The sequence below is a fragment of the Pseudoalteromonas sp. J010 genome (assembly GCF_003934235.1).
In the GTDB taxonomy this organism is placed as follows: Bacteria; Pseudomonadota; Gammaproteobacteria; order Enterobacterales; family Alteromonadaceae; genus Pseudoalteromonas; species Pseudoalteromonas peptidolytica.
This window is the reverse complement of record NZ_RDBW01000002.1, coordinates 198,557-214,298: the sequence shown is the minus strand read 5'-3', so window position 1 is coordinate 214,298 and position 15,742 is coordinate 198,557. Positions and strand designations below refer to the sequence as shown.

Annotated in this window: 12 protein-coding genes; 7 read left to right on the top strand and 5 right to left on the bottom strand. The window is 44.4% G+C overall.

Annotation, left to right across the window (positions count from 1 at the left end):
* Nucleotides 1–149: 149 nt before the first annotated feature.
* The 4 genes from EAG18_RS02375 to EAG18_RS02360 are packed head-to-tail and all read left to right on the top strand — an operon-like array spanning nt 150 to nt 3,331.
* Complete coding sequence (locus EAG18_RS02375) at nt 150–680, top strand: hypothetical protein (RefSeq protein WP_125250812.1); 531 nt, start codon at nt 150–152, stop codon at nt 678–680.
* Nucleotides 680–1,375, top strand: a complete 696-nt coding sequence (locus EAG18_RS02370; RefSeq protein ID WP_125250811.1) for an ABC transporter ATP-binding protein — start codon at nt 680–682, stop codon at nt 1,373–1,375. The genes EAG18_RS02375 and EAG18_RS02370 overlap by 1 nt, the downstream gene beginning before the upstream one ends.
* On the top strand, nt 1,375–2,589 hold the full coding sequence (locus EAG18_RS02365) for an FtsX-like permease family protein (protein WP_125250810.1): 1,215 nt from the start codon (nt 1,375–1,377) through the stop codon (nt 2,587–2,589). The genes EAG18_RS02370 and EAG18_RS02365 overlap by 1 nt, the downstream gene beginning before the upstream one ends.
* Nucleotides 2,582–3,331, top strand: coding sequence for an outer membrane lipoprotein-sorting protein (locus EAG18_RS02360; protein ID WP_125250809.1), 750 nt, complete (start codon nt 2,582–2,584; stop codon nt 3,329–3,331). Before EAG18_RS02365 ends, EAG18_RS02360 begins: the two co-directional genes overlap by 8 nt.
* A gap of 58 nt (nt 3,332–3,389) precedes the next feature.
* On the opposite strand, the gene EAG18_RS02355 is transcribed toward EAG18_RS02360, so the two are convergent.
* Nucleotides 3,390–3,590, bottom strand: a complete 201-nt coding sequence (locus EAG18_RS02355) for a hypothetical protein (RefSeq protein ID WP_125250808.1) — start codon at nt 3,588–3,590, stop codon at nt 3,390–3,392.
* A 406-nt stretch (nt 3,591–3,996) separates the two neighbouring features.
* Here EAG18_RS02355 and EAG18_RS02350 point away from each other — a divergent pair, with 406 nt between their 5' ends.
* The 3 genes from EAG18_RS02350 to EAG18_RS02340 all read left to right on the top strand — a co-directional run bounded on the left by EAG18_RS02350 (nt 3,997) and on the right by EAG18_RS02340 (nt 9,188).
* A complete protein-coding gene (locus tag EAG18_RS02350) occupies nt 3,997–5,202 on the top strand; it encodes a lanthionine synthetase C family protein (protein WP_125250807.1) in 1,206 nt (401 codons plus the stop codon).
* A 9-nt stretch (nt 5,203–5,211) separates the two neighbouring features.
* Nucleotides 5,212–8,340, top strand: coding sequence for a lantibiotic dehydratase (locus EAG18_RS02345; protein ID WP_125250806.1), 3,129 nt, complete (start codon nt 5,212–5,214; stop codon nt 8,338–8,340).
* Nucleotides 8,341–8,669: 329 nt separating this feature from the next.
* Nucleotides 8,670–9,188 (top strand): hypothetical protein, encoded by a 519-nt coding sequence (locus tag EAG18_RS02340; RefSeq protein WP_125250805.1) that lies wholly within the window; start codon nt 8,670–8,672, stop codon nt 9,186–9,188.
* Between the two features lie 270 nt (nt 9,189–9,458).
* Here the strand turns inward: EAG18_RS02340 and EAG18_RS02335 are convergent, their stop codons facing one another.
* The 4 genes from EAG18_RS02335 to EAG18_RS02320 form a co-directional block, all read right to left on the bottom strand.
* Nucleotides 9,459–11,996, bottom strand: coding sequence for a family 20 glycosylhydrolase (locus EAG18_RS02335; protein WP_125250804.1), 2,538 nt, complete (start codon nt 11,994–11,996; stop codon nt 9,459–9,461).
* Nucleotides 11,986–12,849, bottom strand: a complete 864-nt coding sequence (locus EAG18_RS02330; protein WP_125250803.1) for an ROK family protein — start codon at nt 12,847–12,849, stop codon at nt 11,986–11,988. Before EAG18_RS02330 ends, EAG18_RS02335 begins: the two co-directional genes overlap by 11 nt.
* A 6-nt stretch (nt 12,850–12,855) precedes the next feature.
* Nucleotides 12,856–14,121 carry an MFS transporter gene (locus EAG18_RS02325; protein ID WP_125250802.1) on the bottom strand — a complete coding sequence of 422 codons (1,266 nt, stop codon included), beginning with the start codon at nt 14,119–14,121 and terminating at the stop codon, nt 12,856–12,858.
* Nucleotides 14,122–14,226: 105 nt separating this feature from the next.
* Nucleotides 14,227–15,732 (bottom strand): tryptophan halogenase family protein, encoded by a 1,506-nt coding sequence (locus tag EAG18_RS02320; protein ID WP_125250801.1) that lies wholly within the window; start codon nt 15,730–15,732, stop codon nt 14,227–14,229.
* Nucleotides 15,733–15,742 lie beyond the last annotated feature (10 nt).

The following is a 15,742-nucleotide window of genomic DNA, read 5'->3' as shown; positions in this document are numbered from 1 at the left end:
TCTTGTTACCCACAAGGTAAAAGCGAACAATACACTTATCGGCCAATATTGCCATTTATCCGCTTTTTTTACACTTTATCACTTCAACCCCACCGCACTGTGTAAACCACATACACTGACCTCATCAACAGCAGGTGAGGACATACAAAGTGAAAACAAAAATACTATTAATATTGAGTGTAATAGCAAGTACATCAGCGTTTGCGAATATCGATGTCAGTGCGGTTTATCGCCAAGGCATACAAGGTGATAAATTACAAAATCAAACCGCAATAGCACAATTGCAGCAAGTATATAAGCAAGCCCAAAGCCCACTTACATTGGCGCTTCTTGGCAGCTTACAAGCAGCAAAAGCACAGTTTATAGATTCTCCTTGGCAAAAATTGCAACAAGCTGAACGTGGTGCAAGTACAGTAGCGAAAGCGCTAAAACAAGGACAAACATTACCGCAACAAGCGCAAAAGCAAATTGCTATCGTTGCTGGATGTACTTTTGTCAGATTACCAGAGACTTTACACCGGCATCAGCAAGGGATGTTTCTACTCGATCAGGTAATAGCAGCCGCACCGACAGAGCGCCAAGCCATACGGTGTGCCATCGCAGGGGCGAAGCGTCTTAAAAATAAGCAAAAGTTTCAGCAATACACGGCGTTACTAGACTCTGAGCTGGCAGGTGAATAATGCTGAAATTTACGCAGATCCATAAAACTTATAATGATAATGGTCAGCCACATACTGCACTTCAAGAGGTATCGGCAGAGATTAATGCAGGTGAGTCCGTGGCATTGTGTGGGCCGTCAGGTAGCGGAAAATCAACCCTATTAAACATTTGCGGCCTGTTAGATAGCGATTACCAAGGGGAGTTGTCCTTAGATGGTCAAATTGTTCCTAAGTGTGCAGATTCATTAACACAAATACGCCGAGCACATATTGGGTTTATCTTCCAGCGATACAACTTAGTGCCGGTGATGACGGTATTAGAAAACATAGAGCTGCCACTGATGATGTTAAATATGCCCAGTGCACAACGGCTGGAACTGGCTGCGAAAATGGCAGTACAGGTAGGATTAAAAGACCATATTAATAAACGACCTGATCAGCTTTCTGGTGGCCAGCAGCAACGAGTTGCTATCGCAAGAGCACTGGTAAAGCGACCAAAGTTAGTGATAGCAGATGAACCGACCGCAAATTTGGATACCACCACCGCGAACCTGGTTATGGACATGATGGCGGCGCTAGGTCAGCAGTATGGCACGACTTTTTTAATGGCAACCCATGACGACAGGATGCTACATCGCTTTGCTCGTCGATTCAATTTACAAGATGGTGAATTACAACAAGTGACTACGACAAACTCGTTTTGGAGGGCTGGATAATGCGCTGGTGTTACTTTGCTTTGTTAAATGTAATTAGAAATATGCGCCGCTCAATATTGGCGGTGACTATCATAGCGGTGGCGATGGTTGCCATATTAACAACCTCTGGTTTTGCGTTGTTTACTTATCAGTCACTCGCAGAAAAAGCAGCGCGAGATGAGGGAAACTTTATTGTGACGCATCAAAACCATGAATTAGAGGAAGACATGCCTTTGCAATATGGGCTTGGAGATATTAGCTCGCTACATACTGCGCTGAATGCTGATGAAGCGGTAAAAGCGGCATTACCTCGAGTGAAGTTTAGTGGTTTGGCTTCAAACGGTGATAAAAGCTTAATATTTATGGGTCTTGGAGTAGACAGTGAAGAGTTTATGGTCAAAGGACCAATCTTCAGTTTGTTGGAGGGGCGGTTATTATCATCGTACACCGATCCTCAGGCGCTACCACAATTGTTGTTGGCGAAGGGGTTGGCAAAAAGCCTAAAGGTCTCCATAGGTGATGTCGTCACGTTGATGACCACAACGACAAGTGGTGCCTTGAATGCCGTTGATTTCGAAGTGATTGGGATCTACACCACCGGGATCCCAGAACTTGATAAGCGTCAGCTCTATGCCGCGTTAGATCAAGCACAAGCTCTACTTAATACAACAAAAATAAGTTCACTGTCAGTCTATTTGTTTGACTTAGCGGCTACAGCAGAAACGATGTCTCACTATCAGCAGCTTGAACAGGATTATGCTTTTACACCTTGGTGGGATAAAGCGTTTTACTATCAATCGGTTCAGTCACTGTATAACCGTATATTTGGTTTGCTTGGGGTCATGCTGGTGTTGTTAGTGCTGTTTGCAGTGTCGAATACGATGACGCTATCTGTTGCCGAGCGTACCCGAGAAATTGGCACATTAAGAGCGCTTGGGATCTATCAATCTGAAATCTTACGCAACTTTACTCTGGAGGCGGTCACTATTGCACTAATCGGCGTGGTGATTGGAGTTGTGGCCGCATGGCTAGTAAGTCTAGTCATTATGATGTTAGGTATCGAGATGCCTCCCCCTCCTGGTAGTGAGCAGGGGTATCCTCTGGTGGTGTTATTTTCATGGCATATCGCGTTGATGAGTGCGGTGTCAATTTTGGTTATTTCGGTGTTGGCAGCACTTAGAGCTGCACATCAAGGTTGTAAAAATACGATTGTGGAGGCATTAAGTCATGTTTAACTCAGTTATTTTAGCCATGTTGTTGATGTTATTGAGTGCCAGTAATACTAGTTGGGCGCAAGAGCAGGAGAGTGAGCAAGCGCTTAGCAAACAAGCTATAGCCGATGCTCTGAATAAAGCGGATCAATTTCGTAGTAAATATGACAATGCGAAAGTAGCGATTAAGGTGAGTCAGTATGAAGCTGAGCAACTTCTAACAGTCCGTGAATTTGACGTTTATACTCAGTCACAACAGCGTGCATTAGTTATTTATAAAAGTAAGTCTGAGCTAGGCCAAAAAGTACTGATGAAGGGTAATGATTACTGGATGTTTTTACCAAAAAGTAGACGCCCAATTCGGATCACTCCGATGCAAAAGCTCCTCGGCGAGGCTGCAATTGGAGATATCGCTACCATGCGCTGGAGTGATGATTATCAAGTCATCGCACATCATCATAAAGCGCAAGGTATAGAGATGACATTGCAAGCAAAGCATGAGAAGGTGAGTTATCAGACCATCAAGCTGTTAGTGGCTAAAGAGAACTTTTTTCCAAAGCAGGCAGAGATGTTTTTAAGTTCAGGACGTTTGGCTAAAACGGTCAACTTTACGGCACGAGGCGATCGGGTGGGCAGCATGCTGATCAGAGATAAGGTACAGCGTAATAAAATGACCCAAGTAGAGTATCAAGATTTTGAAGCGATAACTCTTGCAGAAAAATTCTTTAACCCGCAAATACTGATCCGCAATGATTTACGCTTTTAAATCACCAGAGTTCAAATACAAGTAGAGGATTACCTCTACTTGTATTTACCGTGACCGATTATTCCATTGCGCAAGTGTGCTCGCGACATGAACGAGGTCGACCTGTCCAACAGTTGTAATCATCACTACAATAGTTACTGCCAGCAGGTGAAAGTGGCTGCATATTTCCACCAACAACTTGCGGTGTCATCGCTGCTGGTACTGACTTACCATCATTTGAAAGTGCTTTAATATTTTTTTTGTTTAGTTGTAATTTCATGTGTTTTTCCTTACCAAAATTAGCAACCTAGATTTGAAATAGTTATCACTTCGCCTAGCCTAATAAAAACGTACTTTGGCTAGATAAAGCCATCATATAAGGCGAACCTGAAAATACATACGTCCTATCCAAACCCAGGTTGAGTAGATGAAAAGTCCTTTTGTAAATATCCTTTTCAATCACTCAAATTGAGTGGTCAAAAATTAAACTAGTTCCTCATTTGGGGTTTGTCAACACTTTTAACTTATTTTTTAAATTTTGTTTTTTATGTTTAATTTTGGTTTTTTTTGTATCTATGGTGTGAGTTGTGTGGTTCGAATCAGCATTTGAGTTTATTCACGTAACAGGTTAACTTACCTATAGTAAAGACAAATAAAACCACCATCGTGTGTTAACAAGGACAACCATGTTACTCCCAGTAGATTCAGAAAAAAAACATAAAATACAAACTCTTATTGGTGATTTGGTGAAGTTGGTCGAATCCGATTTAACAAGTGTTATGAGTAATGGGCTACTCAGTGGATTGGCTGGCCACTTATTATTTTTGTACCGTGCATCAGAGTACCATGACAATTGGGTTGATGAAGTGCAGTTTCATCAGGCTCTTGAGCGGCTGCAAAATGAGCTGGCTGAACAAACGCCCGAATTGAGCTCAGGGCTTGCAGGTCAAGCCTGGCTTTTAGAGTATCTGAACCAGTCTAACAGCGAAGAGTACGACCCCGAATTACTCGAAGAAATTGATAGCTTTTTTGCCGCAGCCCTAGATTTCACCCCGTGGACGGGGGAAGTAGAGATGGTACTCGGGCTGGGTGGATATTCTCCTTACATTGCCAGAAGAGCAAAACAAACCACGCAGACCGTTTTACTAGACAGAGTCGTGACTGGTTATGAGTCGGTAGCTGTTAACATCAATGAGCAACATACCACTTGGTCTCAACCCGCACAGTCAGTATTTCGATTTGATAAGGATGATACGACGGCACCTGAATTTAACTTGGGACTTGCGCACGGTGTACCCGGTATTATTGCTGCGTTACTTCCAGCATTACAAGATGAGAAGACCAAGTCGCGTGCTCAAACCTTGATTATCAACAGCTGTGATTGGTTGCTAGAGCAACAAACGCATGCCACAGATAGGGCTGCTTGTTTTGGTTCTTGTGCTGGCGACAAGCATGAATCTCGTTTAGGTTGGTGTTACGGTGATTTAACCATTGCACTGACCTTGGCCAGAGCTGGGCATGCTTTGGATAAACCCAGTTACCTTGATCGTGCACTAGAGATTGCGCTTTTTAATGTCGACAGAGATGCAGAGCAAGGTCATATTAATGATGCTGGCCTTTGTCATGGCTTTTTTGGTTTGGTGACAATTTATCAGCGCCTAAATCAAGAAATGCCACATCCAAAATTACTACAAGCAGCGCAAACATGGCTTGATTATGGCCTTGCCAAGTATGAAGAAAGCGGTCTTAAAGCACTATATTCATTTAATGGTGTTGATCAAGATCATCAGCAAGACTTTAGTTTTTTAATGGGCTATGCCGGAATTGGTCTTGCGCTCATCGGCGCGCTAGACGACAACTTGGATTGGACTGATTGTCTCTTAATGAGTTAAGGAATAACGATGTCAGCAAAAATAACAACAGACTCTTTTTTTGTATTAAGGGCACCAAAGCTGCCAGTTGAAACATTATTTGATCAGCAAGACAGTAACCTTATGCTAAGCCAATGGCTTGCAACCCCTGGGGTGATGGAAGCGCTCTATGTGGCGAGTCCGTCATTGGTGGAGCGGTTGGACCAATGGCGTGAAAAGCCACATTCCAAGCAAGGCAAAAAAGTTGCCTTAGCCTTATTACGATATTTAATACGTATGTCTTCCAGGCCTACACCATTTGGATTGTTTTCAGGGATCCATACCGGCAAAGTAGGTACTGAAACACGTTTAGTCAGTGACAGTGCACAGCGTGATACACGAAAAACACGCCTAGACATGTTCTTATTGTCAGCAATACGCTCACACCTTGCTGACACTGAAGCAAAATCAGACAACTTACAGTATCACCCAAATCCGTCACATTACTTTATTGCCGATCAATGCCGATATATTGAAACTTATTTATCCGATGATGCGATGCAGTATCGTTTAAGCGCTGTGGATAGTGACGAGTATTTCAATACGATGCTTGATTTGGCGAAGCAAGGTCTGAGCTTTTCACAGTTAGTTGAGCAATTTAAGTTGCGTTATCCTGATGCTGAGCATGAGGAAGTCACTCAGTATCTCGAAGCATTGATAGATGAAGGGGTACTTGTGCCTAATATCCCTTTACCGCTTACGGGTGAAAGCCCTGACACTGCACTTTTAAAGGCGCTACAGCAGTTCGCACCAGAAACTATTACAACTAAATTATCACAAGCCATTACTGATTTGGCTGCAATGGACGAAGCTGGGGAAGCAAGTCCGCAACAGTATCATGACATTTATCGTTACTTGTCAGAACTCCCCATCAAAGTTCAGGAAAATAAACTCTTTCAGTCAGATACTTATCGTGCATTTATTGAGTGCGAATTATCTCAACAAGAGGTGAGCAGAGTCACCAAGCAATTACAGCTGATCACAAGCTTGAGTCAAACGAGCCAAAATAATCCGCTAGAGAAGTTTATCAATCAGTTTAACACTCGATTTGAAGGGCAGTTTGTGCCATTAGATGTGGTACTAGATGATGAATCAGGTATTAGTGTTTCAACTGAGACTGGCTATGATGCGCCRCTGGTGGGGGGGTTACAGCTGGGTAAAGCAAACAGTAACCAGACATCTACGCAAACCCAATCTGAGTTGGACTTTATTATTGAGCAAGCCGTGTCTATGCCCAGTAATTTAGGTAAAGACTGTATCGTGCTAAAAAGCAGTGAGTTAAAACAGCGAGTAAAAAATAAGGTCGACTATCAATTCCCCTACTCAATGGCGGTTATGCTGAGCCTTTTTGAGGACGAAGAGTCAAACTCAGTAGTCAAACTAAATGGCTGCTATGGCCCTTCGGCGGCTAACTTGTTAGGTCGTTTTTGTCACCTAGATGACACGTTAAACAAGTCGGTAGTGGCACATTTAGCGCAAGAACATAACCATAGTGATGACGTAATTTTTGCCGAAATTGTCCATGTTCCTGAAGGGCGTCCTGGTAACGTCATTGCTCGACCACACTTACGTCAATACGAAATTGTATTTATGGCGGACAGTGTATTAGACCCCGAATATCAAATTCCCCTGCATGATCTTTATGTATGGGTGGAAAATAGACAAGTTAAACTTTGGAGTAAACGTCTAAATAAGCGAGTGATCCCAAGGCTTTCGAGTGCACATAACTTTTCAGCAAGAAGCCTCAGTGCCTACAAATTCTTGTGTATGATGCAGTATCAAGAAACCGATCCTCCAAGGTTTTCGATGCCAGCTAATTTGAGTAGCGCAGCTTATTTACCTCGTATTATGCTGGACAACCTGATCTTAAAAGAAAAAACGTGGCGAGTTGAGCGTAAAGCACTTGAGGCGATATTAGTTAACCAGCAAGTAGATAGTGCGAAACTCGCACAATTAAAAGCACAGTATCTCCTTGATGATTGGGTAAGCTTTGCTGCTGGAGACAACATTCTCACCTTGAACTTAAATCAAAGTAGCATGGTCGAAATTCTACTAATGGAGACAAAAGGGCGCACTGTGGTCGAACTAAGTGAGGTACTCACTTCACGTTTTACGTCCCGCGTGACCGATAAGCAAGGTCGGCACTACGCCAATGAAATCATTGTTCCTTTATTTACAGAGACAGCAAAACCATATCGCCATTATATTGAAAAGCCGCTAGAAAATATTACCGCAACACCTATTACGCGGCGCTTTAGTGCAGGTTCAGAGTGGCTGAGCTTAAAGATTTATTCCGGTAATACGATTGTCGAGCAGCTACTATATGAACAACTAGTACCATTGATTGAAGAAAACAGCACGTTATTTGAGAAGTGGTTCTTCATTCGCTATGGAGATCCTGATTGGCATATACGATTGCGTTTTTATGGTCAGCCAGAAGTACTTTGTGGAGAGCTACTGCCAAAGCTTAATCAGCTGCTGGCGCCAATGATCGAAAGCTCGCAACTTCATAAAGTGGAGCTGATGACTTATGAGCGAGAAGTTGAACGCTATGGCGGTCCACAGTCTATGGCGTTAGTTGAGAACTTATTTATGTTCGACAGTATACTCATTGCCAAAAGCTGCCAATTAGTCGAAGAGTTTGGAGAAGATATTCGCTGGCGTGTCGCATTGGCTTGTACTGATAGATTACTCACGCTGTTTGACTATGATGCTGAGCGCAAGCTTAACCTTATTTCCTCGTTAAGGGCTGGCTTTGGCAAAGAGTTCAATGAAAATAGCATGCTCAGAAAGCAGCTGGGGAACCGTTATCGTGATCATCAAACGCAACTCGATGATGACTTTGTGAAGTTACAGGTGTCGCAACTTGCTCAATGTGATGAAACCCAGCAAGCTATTTTAGCGCTTTTGGAAGCTTGGCAAAAACAGGCTGAGCCGGTGGTAAAAGAGATCCTCGAGCTTGAGCGCAGCGGTGCACTGAATTTGAGTACGGACTCGTTGCTTAGCTCGTTGCTGCATATGCACAATAATCGTATGTTCAAAGCATATGGTCGAGAGCAAGAGTTTGTGATCCACGATATGTTAAGACGAAAATACTTTTCTGAGTCTAAGGCGTCATAGCATAGTTTAACAAGGCCGATAGATTATCGGCCTTGTTAATGGTTGCGATCCTAACTGATGCGCAACTGCCATATTTCGTTGTATTGAGGTAAATATGCCCGTACCGGTCTATTTTGAGGCGAGAAAATCTTGTTGATAGCCCCGCTACCGCGTCCTGCTATCGCCAAGGTACCTACCTCCGTGTAGGCAAGGCAAAAATTTTGCTATTTACGTTCTAAATAAGAAATTTTTAACGCGGTTAGCGTCAGATTTACGCCTTCAAATTGAGCAAGTATTAAGTCAAATTGGTATTATACTTCAGCGTATAGCCAACCATCGGACATTGCCTTATGAGAAATAAACTTGTTGTCGCAATACTTTTTGTATTTAGCTCACTGGTCTCAGCAGAGCCTCAACTAGATGCTAAATTAACAGTGTTTAAAGCGTATTTGGGGTCATGGGAGTCCAATTTTGATGTGCCAAAAGGTAAGCCGCAGATGCGTGATGTAAGTCATTGGGAGCGCGCACTTAATGGTACAGCTATCCGCTCGCTACACTCTATCAACGATGGAATGTATGGTGGCGAGTCATTGATTTTTTGGGATAAGAGTAAAGAAAGTCTCGTTTTTTATTACTTTACGACGGCAGGATTTTACACTCAGGGAACGATGGAAGTCTTGGATGAGGGTGAATTTGTAGCATATGAAGAGGTGGTTAATAACGACAGCGGTATTACCAAGGTAAAATCAACAAGTAAATTTGAGAATGGTCAATTTACCGTGTCGACACAATATTTGAAAAATGGCCAGTGGACACAGCCCGAGTCACGTGTTTATACCAGAAGCGACAAAACGGTTAAATTTAAATAATACCAATTATCTTAATTAAGAGGTTTATTTTGATTTGAGGCGAGAAAATTTTGTCGATAACTCCGCTACCGCGTCTTGCTGTTGCCAAAATACCTACATCTATATAGGCAAGGCAAAAATTTTGCTATGTAGTTGCTCTAAATGAGAAGTTTTTAACGCTGTTAGCGTAAGATTTATTCCTTCAAATTGAGCAAGCACTAAGGCTAATTGATATAAGACCTAAAGCAGTGAACGTAAGGTGTTTTAGGTCTTATTTATGCCCAGCTCTTACTATAACGGCATTGCGCGACCGACTCTTCCTGTTATTGGCTCTCTTGCCCTCAGTGCCCGCACTGTGCGCAATGAAGGAGAAAAGGGCAGCCACTGTCCATCGGGTTTTTGCGCTTCAATAACAAAGCCTGGAATGGCGGTAAACGCATCCAGCTTGCCAGAATGCAACGTGGTTGCGGCCACTGTTGGGATCCGAAAAGCGATATTAGCCTGCGCTAATTTGGGTATTTCTTGAAAGCCTAATATTGCTACAAACCGTTGCCAGTCAGCCTCTCGCTGTGCTTTTAACTTCGCAGTAAAATAGCCGCTAGATTGGTTGTATATACGACCAGCTTGATAAGGTAATTCCCACTCTGCGTGGTGCCATGCCCGCTCTGCAAGCGCCAAGAGCCGTGGATAAAGCATGTATTCGGCTTGTGCATCACTGCGCAGCATTTCACTCCATAAGTGTCCTTGGAGCCCGGCAAACTTAACCCCTTTGTTTAGTGATGAGTCGCTGTCGTTGGCTATGTAGGCGTGGTGATTGGTATTTTTCCAGAATTCAGCATGTGCAGGAAGGTTGTCTGGCATAAATTCAAACATCTTCTTACTTTCAATAGCGCGGCTTGCCCAGTGATTACCACGCTCTTCTGGGTGAGATTGATATGGAAAGTCAAAGTAGGTTACATCAGGGCTAGACAGGACAACCTGCCAGCCCTGATTGGCGAAGCGATGCGCGACCGCGTGCCCGTTTTCGCTTAATGTCGCCCAAGCATTGCTCTGTACGTTTGCTGGCATATTTGCAGCACGTACATCACCTAAACCGTCGCTCCACCCTGCAACCTGTATTCCTTTTTTATCTAGTAACTTTGCGATCCGTTCAATGAAGTAACCGTTAAAGTTGGTAAAATCTTTCACGCTTGAGCGCAATTTTTTACAAGCCGGTGACTCTAGCCAAGCACCTGCGGTTTCATCGGCACCTATATGGTATGTGTTGAGTGGTACACCCGCACGGTCATGCAGCACTTTTACTTCGCTTAATACTTTGTCGATAAAAGTGTAAGTGTTTGAAATACAGACGTTTAGCGTGTTGTCGTTGTAATGTTGAATGGAGCTGTAACGCGTTTTATCAGCAGCTTCGACTAATCGATACTGCTGTGCATTCTCTGGTTTGCCTTGTGCCATCAACTTTTTATATCGCGCCTCCATGGCGATGATTGCAGCGCGTGAGTGACCAGGCATATCTAATGAGGGTAACACCTCAATATGATGCGCCTTGGCATAGCGCAGGATCTCAATATAATCCTCAGCAGAGTAAAAGCCATTCACTTGCGCGTTTTTATCATTTCCTGCGCCTAATTGCGGCAATAGGCAGCGAGTTTCGGTCAAATCAAAACAGCGATAAGCGCCGACAGAGGTGAGTTCATCAAGACCGTCGATGGCTAAGCGCCAGCCTTCATCATCCGCTAAATGAAGGTGCAGTTTATTTAGCTTATACGCCGCCATCTGTTCAATGGTTTGTAAAATAAAGGCTTTGGAGCGGAAGTTGCGGGCAACATCGATGTGTAAACCACGAAAGTCATACCTTGGTGTATCAATAATATCCACCATGGGAATACTTAAATCATTAATATCCAACAGTCCCGCAAGGCTTTGTAGCGCATAAAATGCAGCAGCGCTGTTATTGGCTTGGATTGAGATATTATTTTCGGCGACCGTCAGTTGATAATGTGGGCTTGATTGCTGATTTGGCTTTACAGCGACATTAACTACAAGTCCGTCCTTGGTGCTTTTTACCCCGAGAGTATTGAGTCGCTGTTGTGCCATGGCGATAGCATCTGCTGAAACGCCTGAAAGTTGCAGATTAATGCCAGCTGCAAGGTTCAGTCGTTTGTTAGACAGTACCGTCAGTTGCTTGGGCTTTGGGATCAGCCCTATTGCGGTATCAAGCGTTGGCCTAACTTGATGCTGATGTAAGTATTCACTCCCCATCCATGGCGTCTTGTCTTTGCTGCTGGTTTGCAGTTGATTGAGCGTATCAAATGGCATTAGATAAGGTTGTAATTCAAGGCCGGTGTCGTTATCAAGTTGAGGTTGTGTGCTGAGGATGATTTGTGGGGTGAGCTGAAGCTGTGCGTCCGTTACAACATAGTTTGGCATAAACTCCGAGCGTGTAACTTGAGAGTCCTTAGTGTAGAAACGCACTGTAGTAGGGGTGCTGGAAAATCCAGTAAATTTTGAGGTCGGTGTGATTTTATGAATGTCACCATTGATATGGGTGATGGTAAAGGTATCGCTCTCAACATGGTAAATCGGCATCAGTTGGCTAAAAAAGATAGCAAAGTCTTGGTTTGCCTTGGTATTTTCTGTGGCTACGCTAAAGCTCAACTCTGAGTAATAACACTTTTGTTGTGCTTTTGGGCAGGTACTGGGCTTACTATCTAATAAGGTATAGTTAACATCCAGATTCTGGCTCAGCCAGTTTAATGTGGTTTGGTCGAGCGCATAAAGGGGTGACGACACCCCAAAAAGTAGCGCAATAAGCCGGTTAAACTTCATTGGCTAGTTCCTTGTTATTATAGTGATGAAACAGTCCATATGCCCCTAGAAGTGGAGCATGGTTAAGGCTGCTTGGAATGACGCGAACGGATTGCGCCAGCGTATCGCCAAGTAACTGCTGCATGTTGGCATCGAGAGCCGCTTTAAAATAGTGGTATGAGTGCGTGACAGAGCCGCCAAGCACAATCACATCAGGGTTGAGCATCATGACGACTTGCGCGAGTGCATGACCAACATGACTGCCAAAAGTCTCAAATTGCTGTAGTGCAAATGGGTCGCCACGGTGTGCTTGTTCGGCCAACCATTTTCCTTCAATGCCTTGTCGCTGAAAAAACTGTCCTGAAGCATAGTCTTCAATAATTCCATCGAGATAGCTTAAGTTGCCCAGCTCTCCAGCGGCACTATGGTTACCCGTATATAAATTACCGTTAAACACAAAACCGGCACCAATGCCTGTACCAAGGCAGAGGCCAATTAGGTTGCTGGCATGGTGGCGACCATATAAGTATTCACCAAATGCAAAACAGTTAGCATCATTATGCACAACCACAGGTAACGAAAATCGGCGTTCTAACAACGACTTTAGCGGCACATGTTGCCAATTAGGGATATTTTGCGTTGTCAGCACGGTGCCGCTGTGTATATCTAGGGTACTTGGTACCCCAATGGCAATACCGGTTGTGTTGACCGTGAGGTTATCGGCGATTAAGCGCATAATAAAGGCGTTAACTTGGTCGACACCGGCTTGATTGGGTACCGTATATTGGCGTATCTGCTGGGCTTCATTGCGGACAACCGAAGCCACAAGGGCTTTGGTGCCGCCTAAGTCGATACATAATAAAGAGTGATCCATCGTCATTTAACTATTTTCGTTTAGAGGGTGAGACAGCATCTTTTGACTATTGCCAAAAGTCTTATTTTTAATCAATGGATTAGCCCATACACCAATACTTAAAATATAGCTAAGCGGCAGTAATAGTAGTAGGGCTGCGAGCTGTAAGTTGTCACTCAGCTCCGCGGCTAAACCAATAATGGGAGACATAAAGGCGCCGCCAATGATCCCAGTGCATAAAATTCCCGTGATTGCACCGTGGCCAGTTTTGAATGAGTTTAATGCCAAGGCAAAGATAACCGACCACATGATAGAGAGAAAGAAACCAACCAGTGGAAAGGCAACGAGGGCAACAGCGGTGCTACCGAATAATGCACATAGTAGTGCGGTAGCAGCGCCAAGGCTGAATAAAACTAGTAGCTTTTGAGCATCAATAAACTTAAGCAGTGCTAGCCCAAATAGGCAGCCTAAGGTTAAACATAGCCAAAACTCGCTAACCACTTTTGCGCCCTGAGTGGTTGGCTCTAGACCATGATATTGCTGTAAAAAGACCGAAATAAGATTGGCCACGCCTTGCTCAAGGGCGACGTAAGCAGCGATGGCAGCAAAGAATTTTAATGCGGTTTTATTGTTAAAAAAAGCGACACTTTGTGACCAGCTTAGCTTTTGCTTCTTTTGCTCAGGCACCGCGCTAAATGGAGTAAGTTGTGAGAGAACTAACATGGCCACACTCAGTAGTGCAAATACCACATAGATGCTCAACCAACTTTTATCGGCAGGAATAAAGTGAGTTAACGCTGTGCCAAACTGCTCTGCATTGGTGACTTGAGATTGTAGTGTGCTATACACCAGCGGGGCGAGAGTTGCCGCAGCGCCAAACATCAACTGTGCAAGCACTGAGAGCACGGCAAAATGTTCTGCGCCGCCGCTGGCTCTCAGCAAGGGGTTGATAGCGACTTGTAGTAATGCCATGGCAGACCCGAGCATAAACAGCGCAACCATAGCGATAGCAAAAGAGGGAAGCAACACAAAGGTTGTTGCGCCTATTGCCGCTAGCGTGAATGCCAGCTGCATCACGCTTTTTTCTCCCACGCGCTGCACCAGCAAACCTGCAGGAATAGACATCACACCATAAGCGATAAAAAAAGCGAATGGAAAAAAGCCTGCAAGCGTGAGGCCTATGTCATAGCTTTCTATTAATGCAGGAAAAATCGCGCCTAAAATATTGGTAATAAAAGACACCGTAAAAAAGGTTGCCAATACTAAGGCAATTACGAGGTAGCTTTTTTTCATATTGTATTTCCACCTTAAATAAACAGGGGTGATGGCGTGAAAATTTCGCTTGTGGGCAGACAAACAAAAAGATCAAGGGGAACCTCACCACCACCCACAATTGGGTTATGCACTGCGTTGATCGCTTAGCAGCAATTGCTGCAATGCCTTGGTATGAGCAATAAAATGCTTGTCGCTCAATTGTGTTAGGTATGCTTTTGCGGCAAGCTCAATATGTGTTGGTGCTTGCTCAAAGGGCATTTGGCAGCAGCTGTCGCGATGATCCATTCCGCCAAGTAAGCAGTACCAGCTTGGACGAATATAAGGTGACTGAGATCTGTGTTGGTGCAGCCAAGCGTCAAAATCGCCGCCGTCACGCCAGTGCGTGAGCAGCGCATCAAGCTCATGTAAATTCAACGCTGCGACTTTGGCGTCTTGCCAATACTGAGTATCTGTACGCTTGCTGGTAGCGTAATGTGCCAGTACATATTCTTTAATACCGAGCACCAGATCAGATAGTTGTTGATTGATGGCTTGTGCCTCAAGCTGTTGCGAAAGCAGGCGATGTAATAATTCAATGCTATAGCCTGTGACCATCAGCGCGGTGGCTTCGAGTGGCTCGATAAAACTCTGTGCAAGGCCAATGGCAAACACATTGCCTTCAACACAACGCGCCATCATACCCACTTTCATGGTGAGGTGCTTGGCGGGTCCGGTATCAAGTTGCGCGGCTTGGCGTAGTTGTAACTCAGCCTGCTGGGCGCTGATATGTGCGCTACTATACACGTAGCCATGCCCTGTCCTGCCTTGTAGTGGGATTTGCCAGCGCCAGCCACTGGGCATAGCAATAGCCGCTGTGCTTGAGGGCAGTGGGGTTATTTTGTCCCCGGCAATAGCGATGGCTGAATCGTTGAGTAGTTGATCAGAAAAGGAAATAAAGGGCACTTCGAGTGTTTTTTCTATCAATAGCGCGTTAAATCCTGAGGCATCGACGTAAAAATCACTCTTTATTTGCTCACCTGACTCCAGCATCAGCGCGATAACTGTTTGGGAGTCATGCTGTACGCTAGTTACTGTGCTTTGTCTGTGCTTGACGCCTCGCGCTAGGCTAAATGCACTTAACCATTGTGCAAGCTTTTGCGCATCAAAGTGATAACCGAACTCAAGCGCTCTTGGTAGTGGTTGTTGTGGTATCGGTGCTTGTTGCTTGTCGGCAAGTACCGCCGCCAAAAAATAATGCTCAGGCTTATCAATATACTCACTACCACGGCGTCTTGCATTGGCGTTGACAAAGTAGACTTCTGCGGTTTTTGCATCCATTTCTGAGAAAAAGGGATGGAAATAGCCGCTATTGTCACCATTCCAGTTATCAAAAGAGATCCCAGTTTTGTAGCTTGCCTGACATGCAGGCATCCAATCGCATTCTTTTACTCCAAGGCTCTGCATAAAATGCTGTAAATGCGGCGTTGAGCCTTCACCTACACCGATGCTGGCAATGTGTGGCGACTCAATCACTGTGACCGATAAAGTAGGTTGATGCTTAGCAAGATAGGCTGCGCACATCCAACCCGCAGTACCGCCGCCAAGAATTGTCAGTGACTGTATTGTTTTTGTAGGCAAATGGGTTTTCATAGGTAAATGA

Coding starts and splice junctions, on each gene's coding strand:
- EAG18_RS02330 (WP_125250803.1), bottom strand. CDS start 12,849: ATGGATCACTCTTTATTATGTATCGACTTAGGCGGCACCAAAGCCCTT.
- EAG18_RS02340 (WP_125250805.1), top strand. CDS start 8,670: ATGAGAAATAAACTTGTTGTCGCAATACTTTTTGTATTTAGCTCACTG.
- EAG18_RS02325 (WP_125250802.1), bottom strand. CDS start 14,121: ATGAAAAAAAGCTACCTCGTAATTGCCTTAGTATTGGCAACCTTTTTT.
- EAG18_RS02355 (WP_125250808.1), bottom strand. CDS start 3,590: ATGAAATTACAACTAAACAAAAAAAATATTAAAGCACTTTCAAATGAT.
- EAG18_RS02350 (WP_125250807.1), top strand. CDS start 3,997: ATGTTACTCCCAGTAGATTCAGAAAAAAAACATAAAATACAAACTCTT.
- EAG18_RS02360 (WP_125250809.1), top strand. CDS start 2,582: ATGTTTAACTCAGTTATTTTAGCCATGTTGTTGATGTTATTGAGTGCC.
- EAG18_RS02320 (WP_125250801.1), bottom strand. CDS start 15,732: ATGAAAACCCATTTGCCTACAAAAACAATACAGTCACTGACAATTCTT.
- EAG18_RS02365 (WP_125250810.1), top strand. CDS start 1,375: ATGCGCTGGTGTTACTTTGCTTTGTTAAATGTAATTAGAAATATGCGC.
- EAG18_RS02370 (WP_125250811.1), top strand. CDS start 680: ATGCTGAAATTTACGCAGATCCATAAAACTTATAATGATAATGGTCAG.
- EAG18_RS02335 (WP_125250804.1), bottom strand. CDS start 11,996: ATGAAGTTTAACCGGCTTATTGCGCTACTTTTTGGGGTGTCGTCACCC.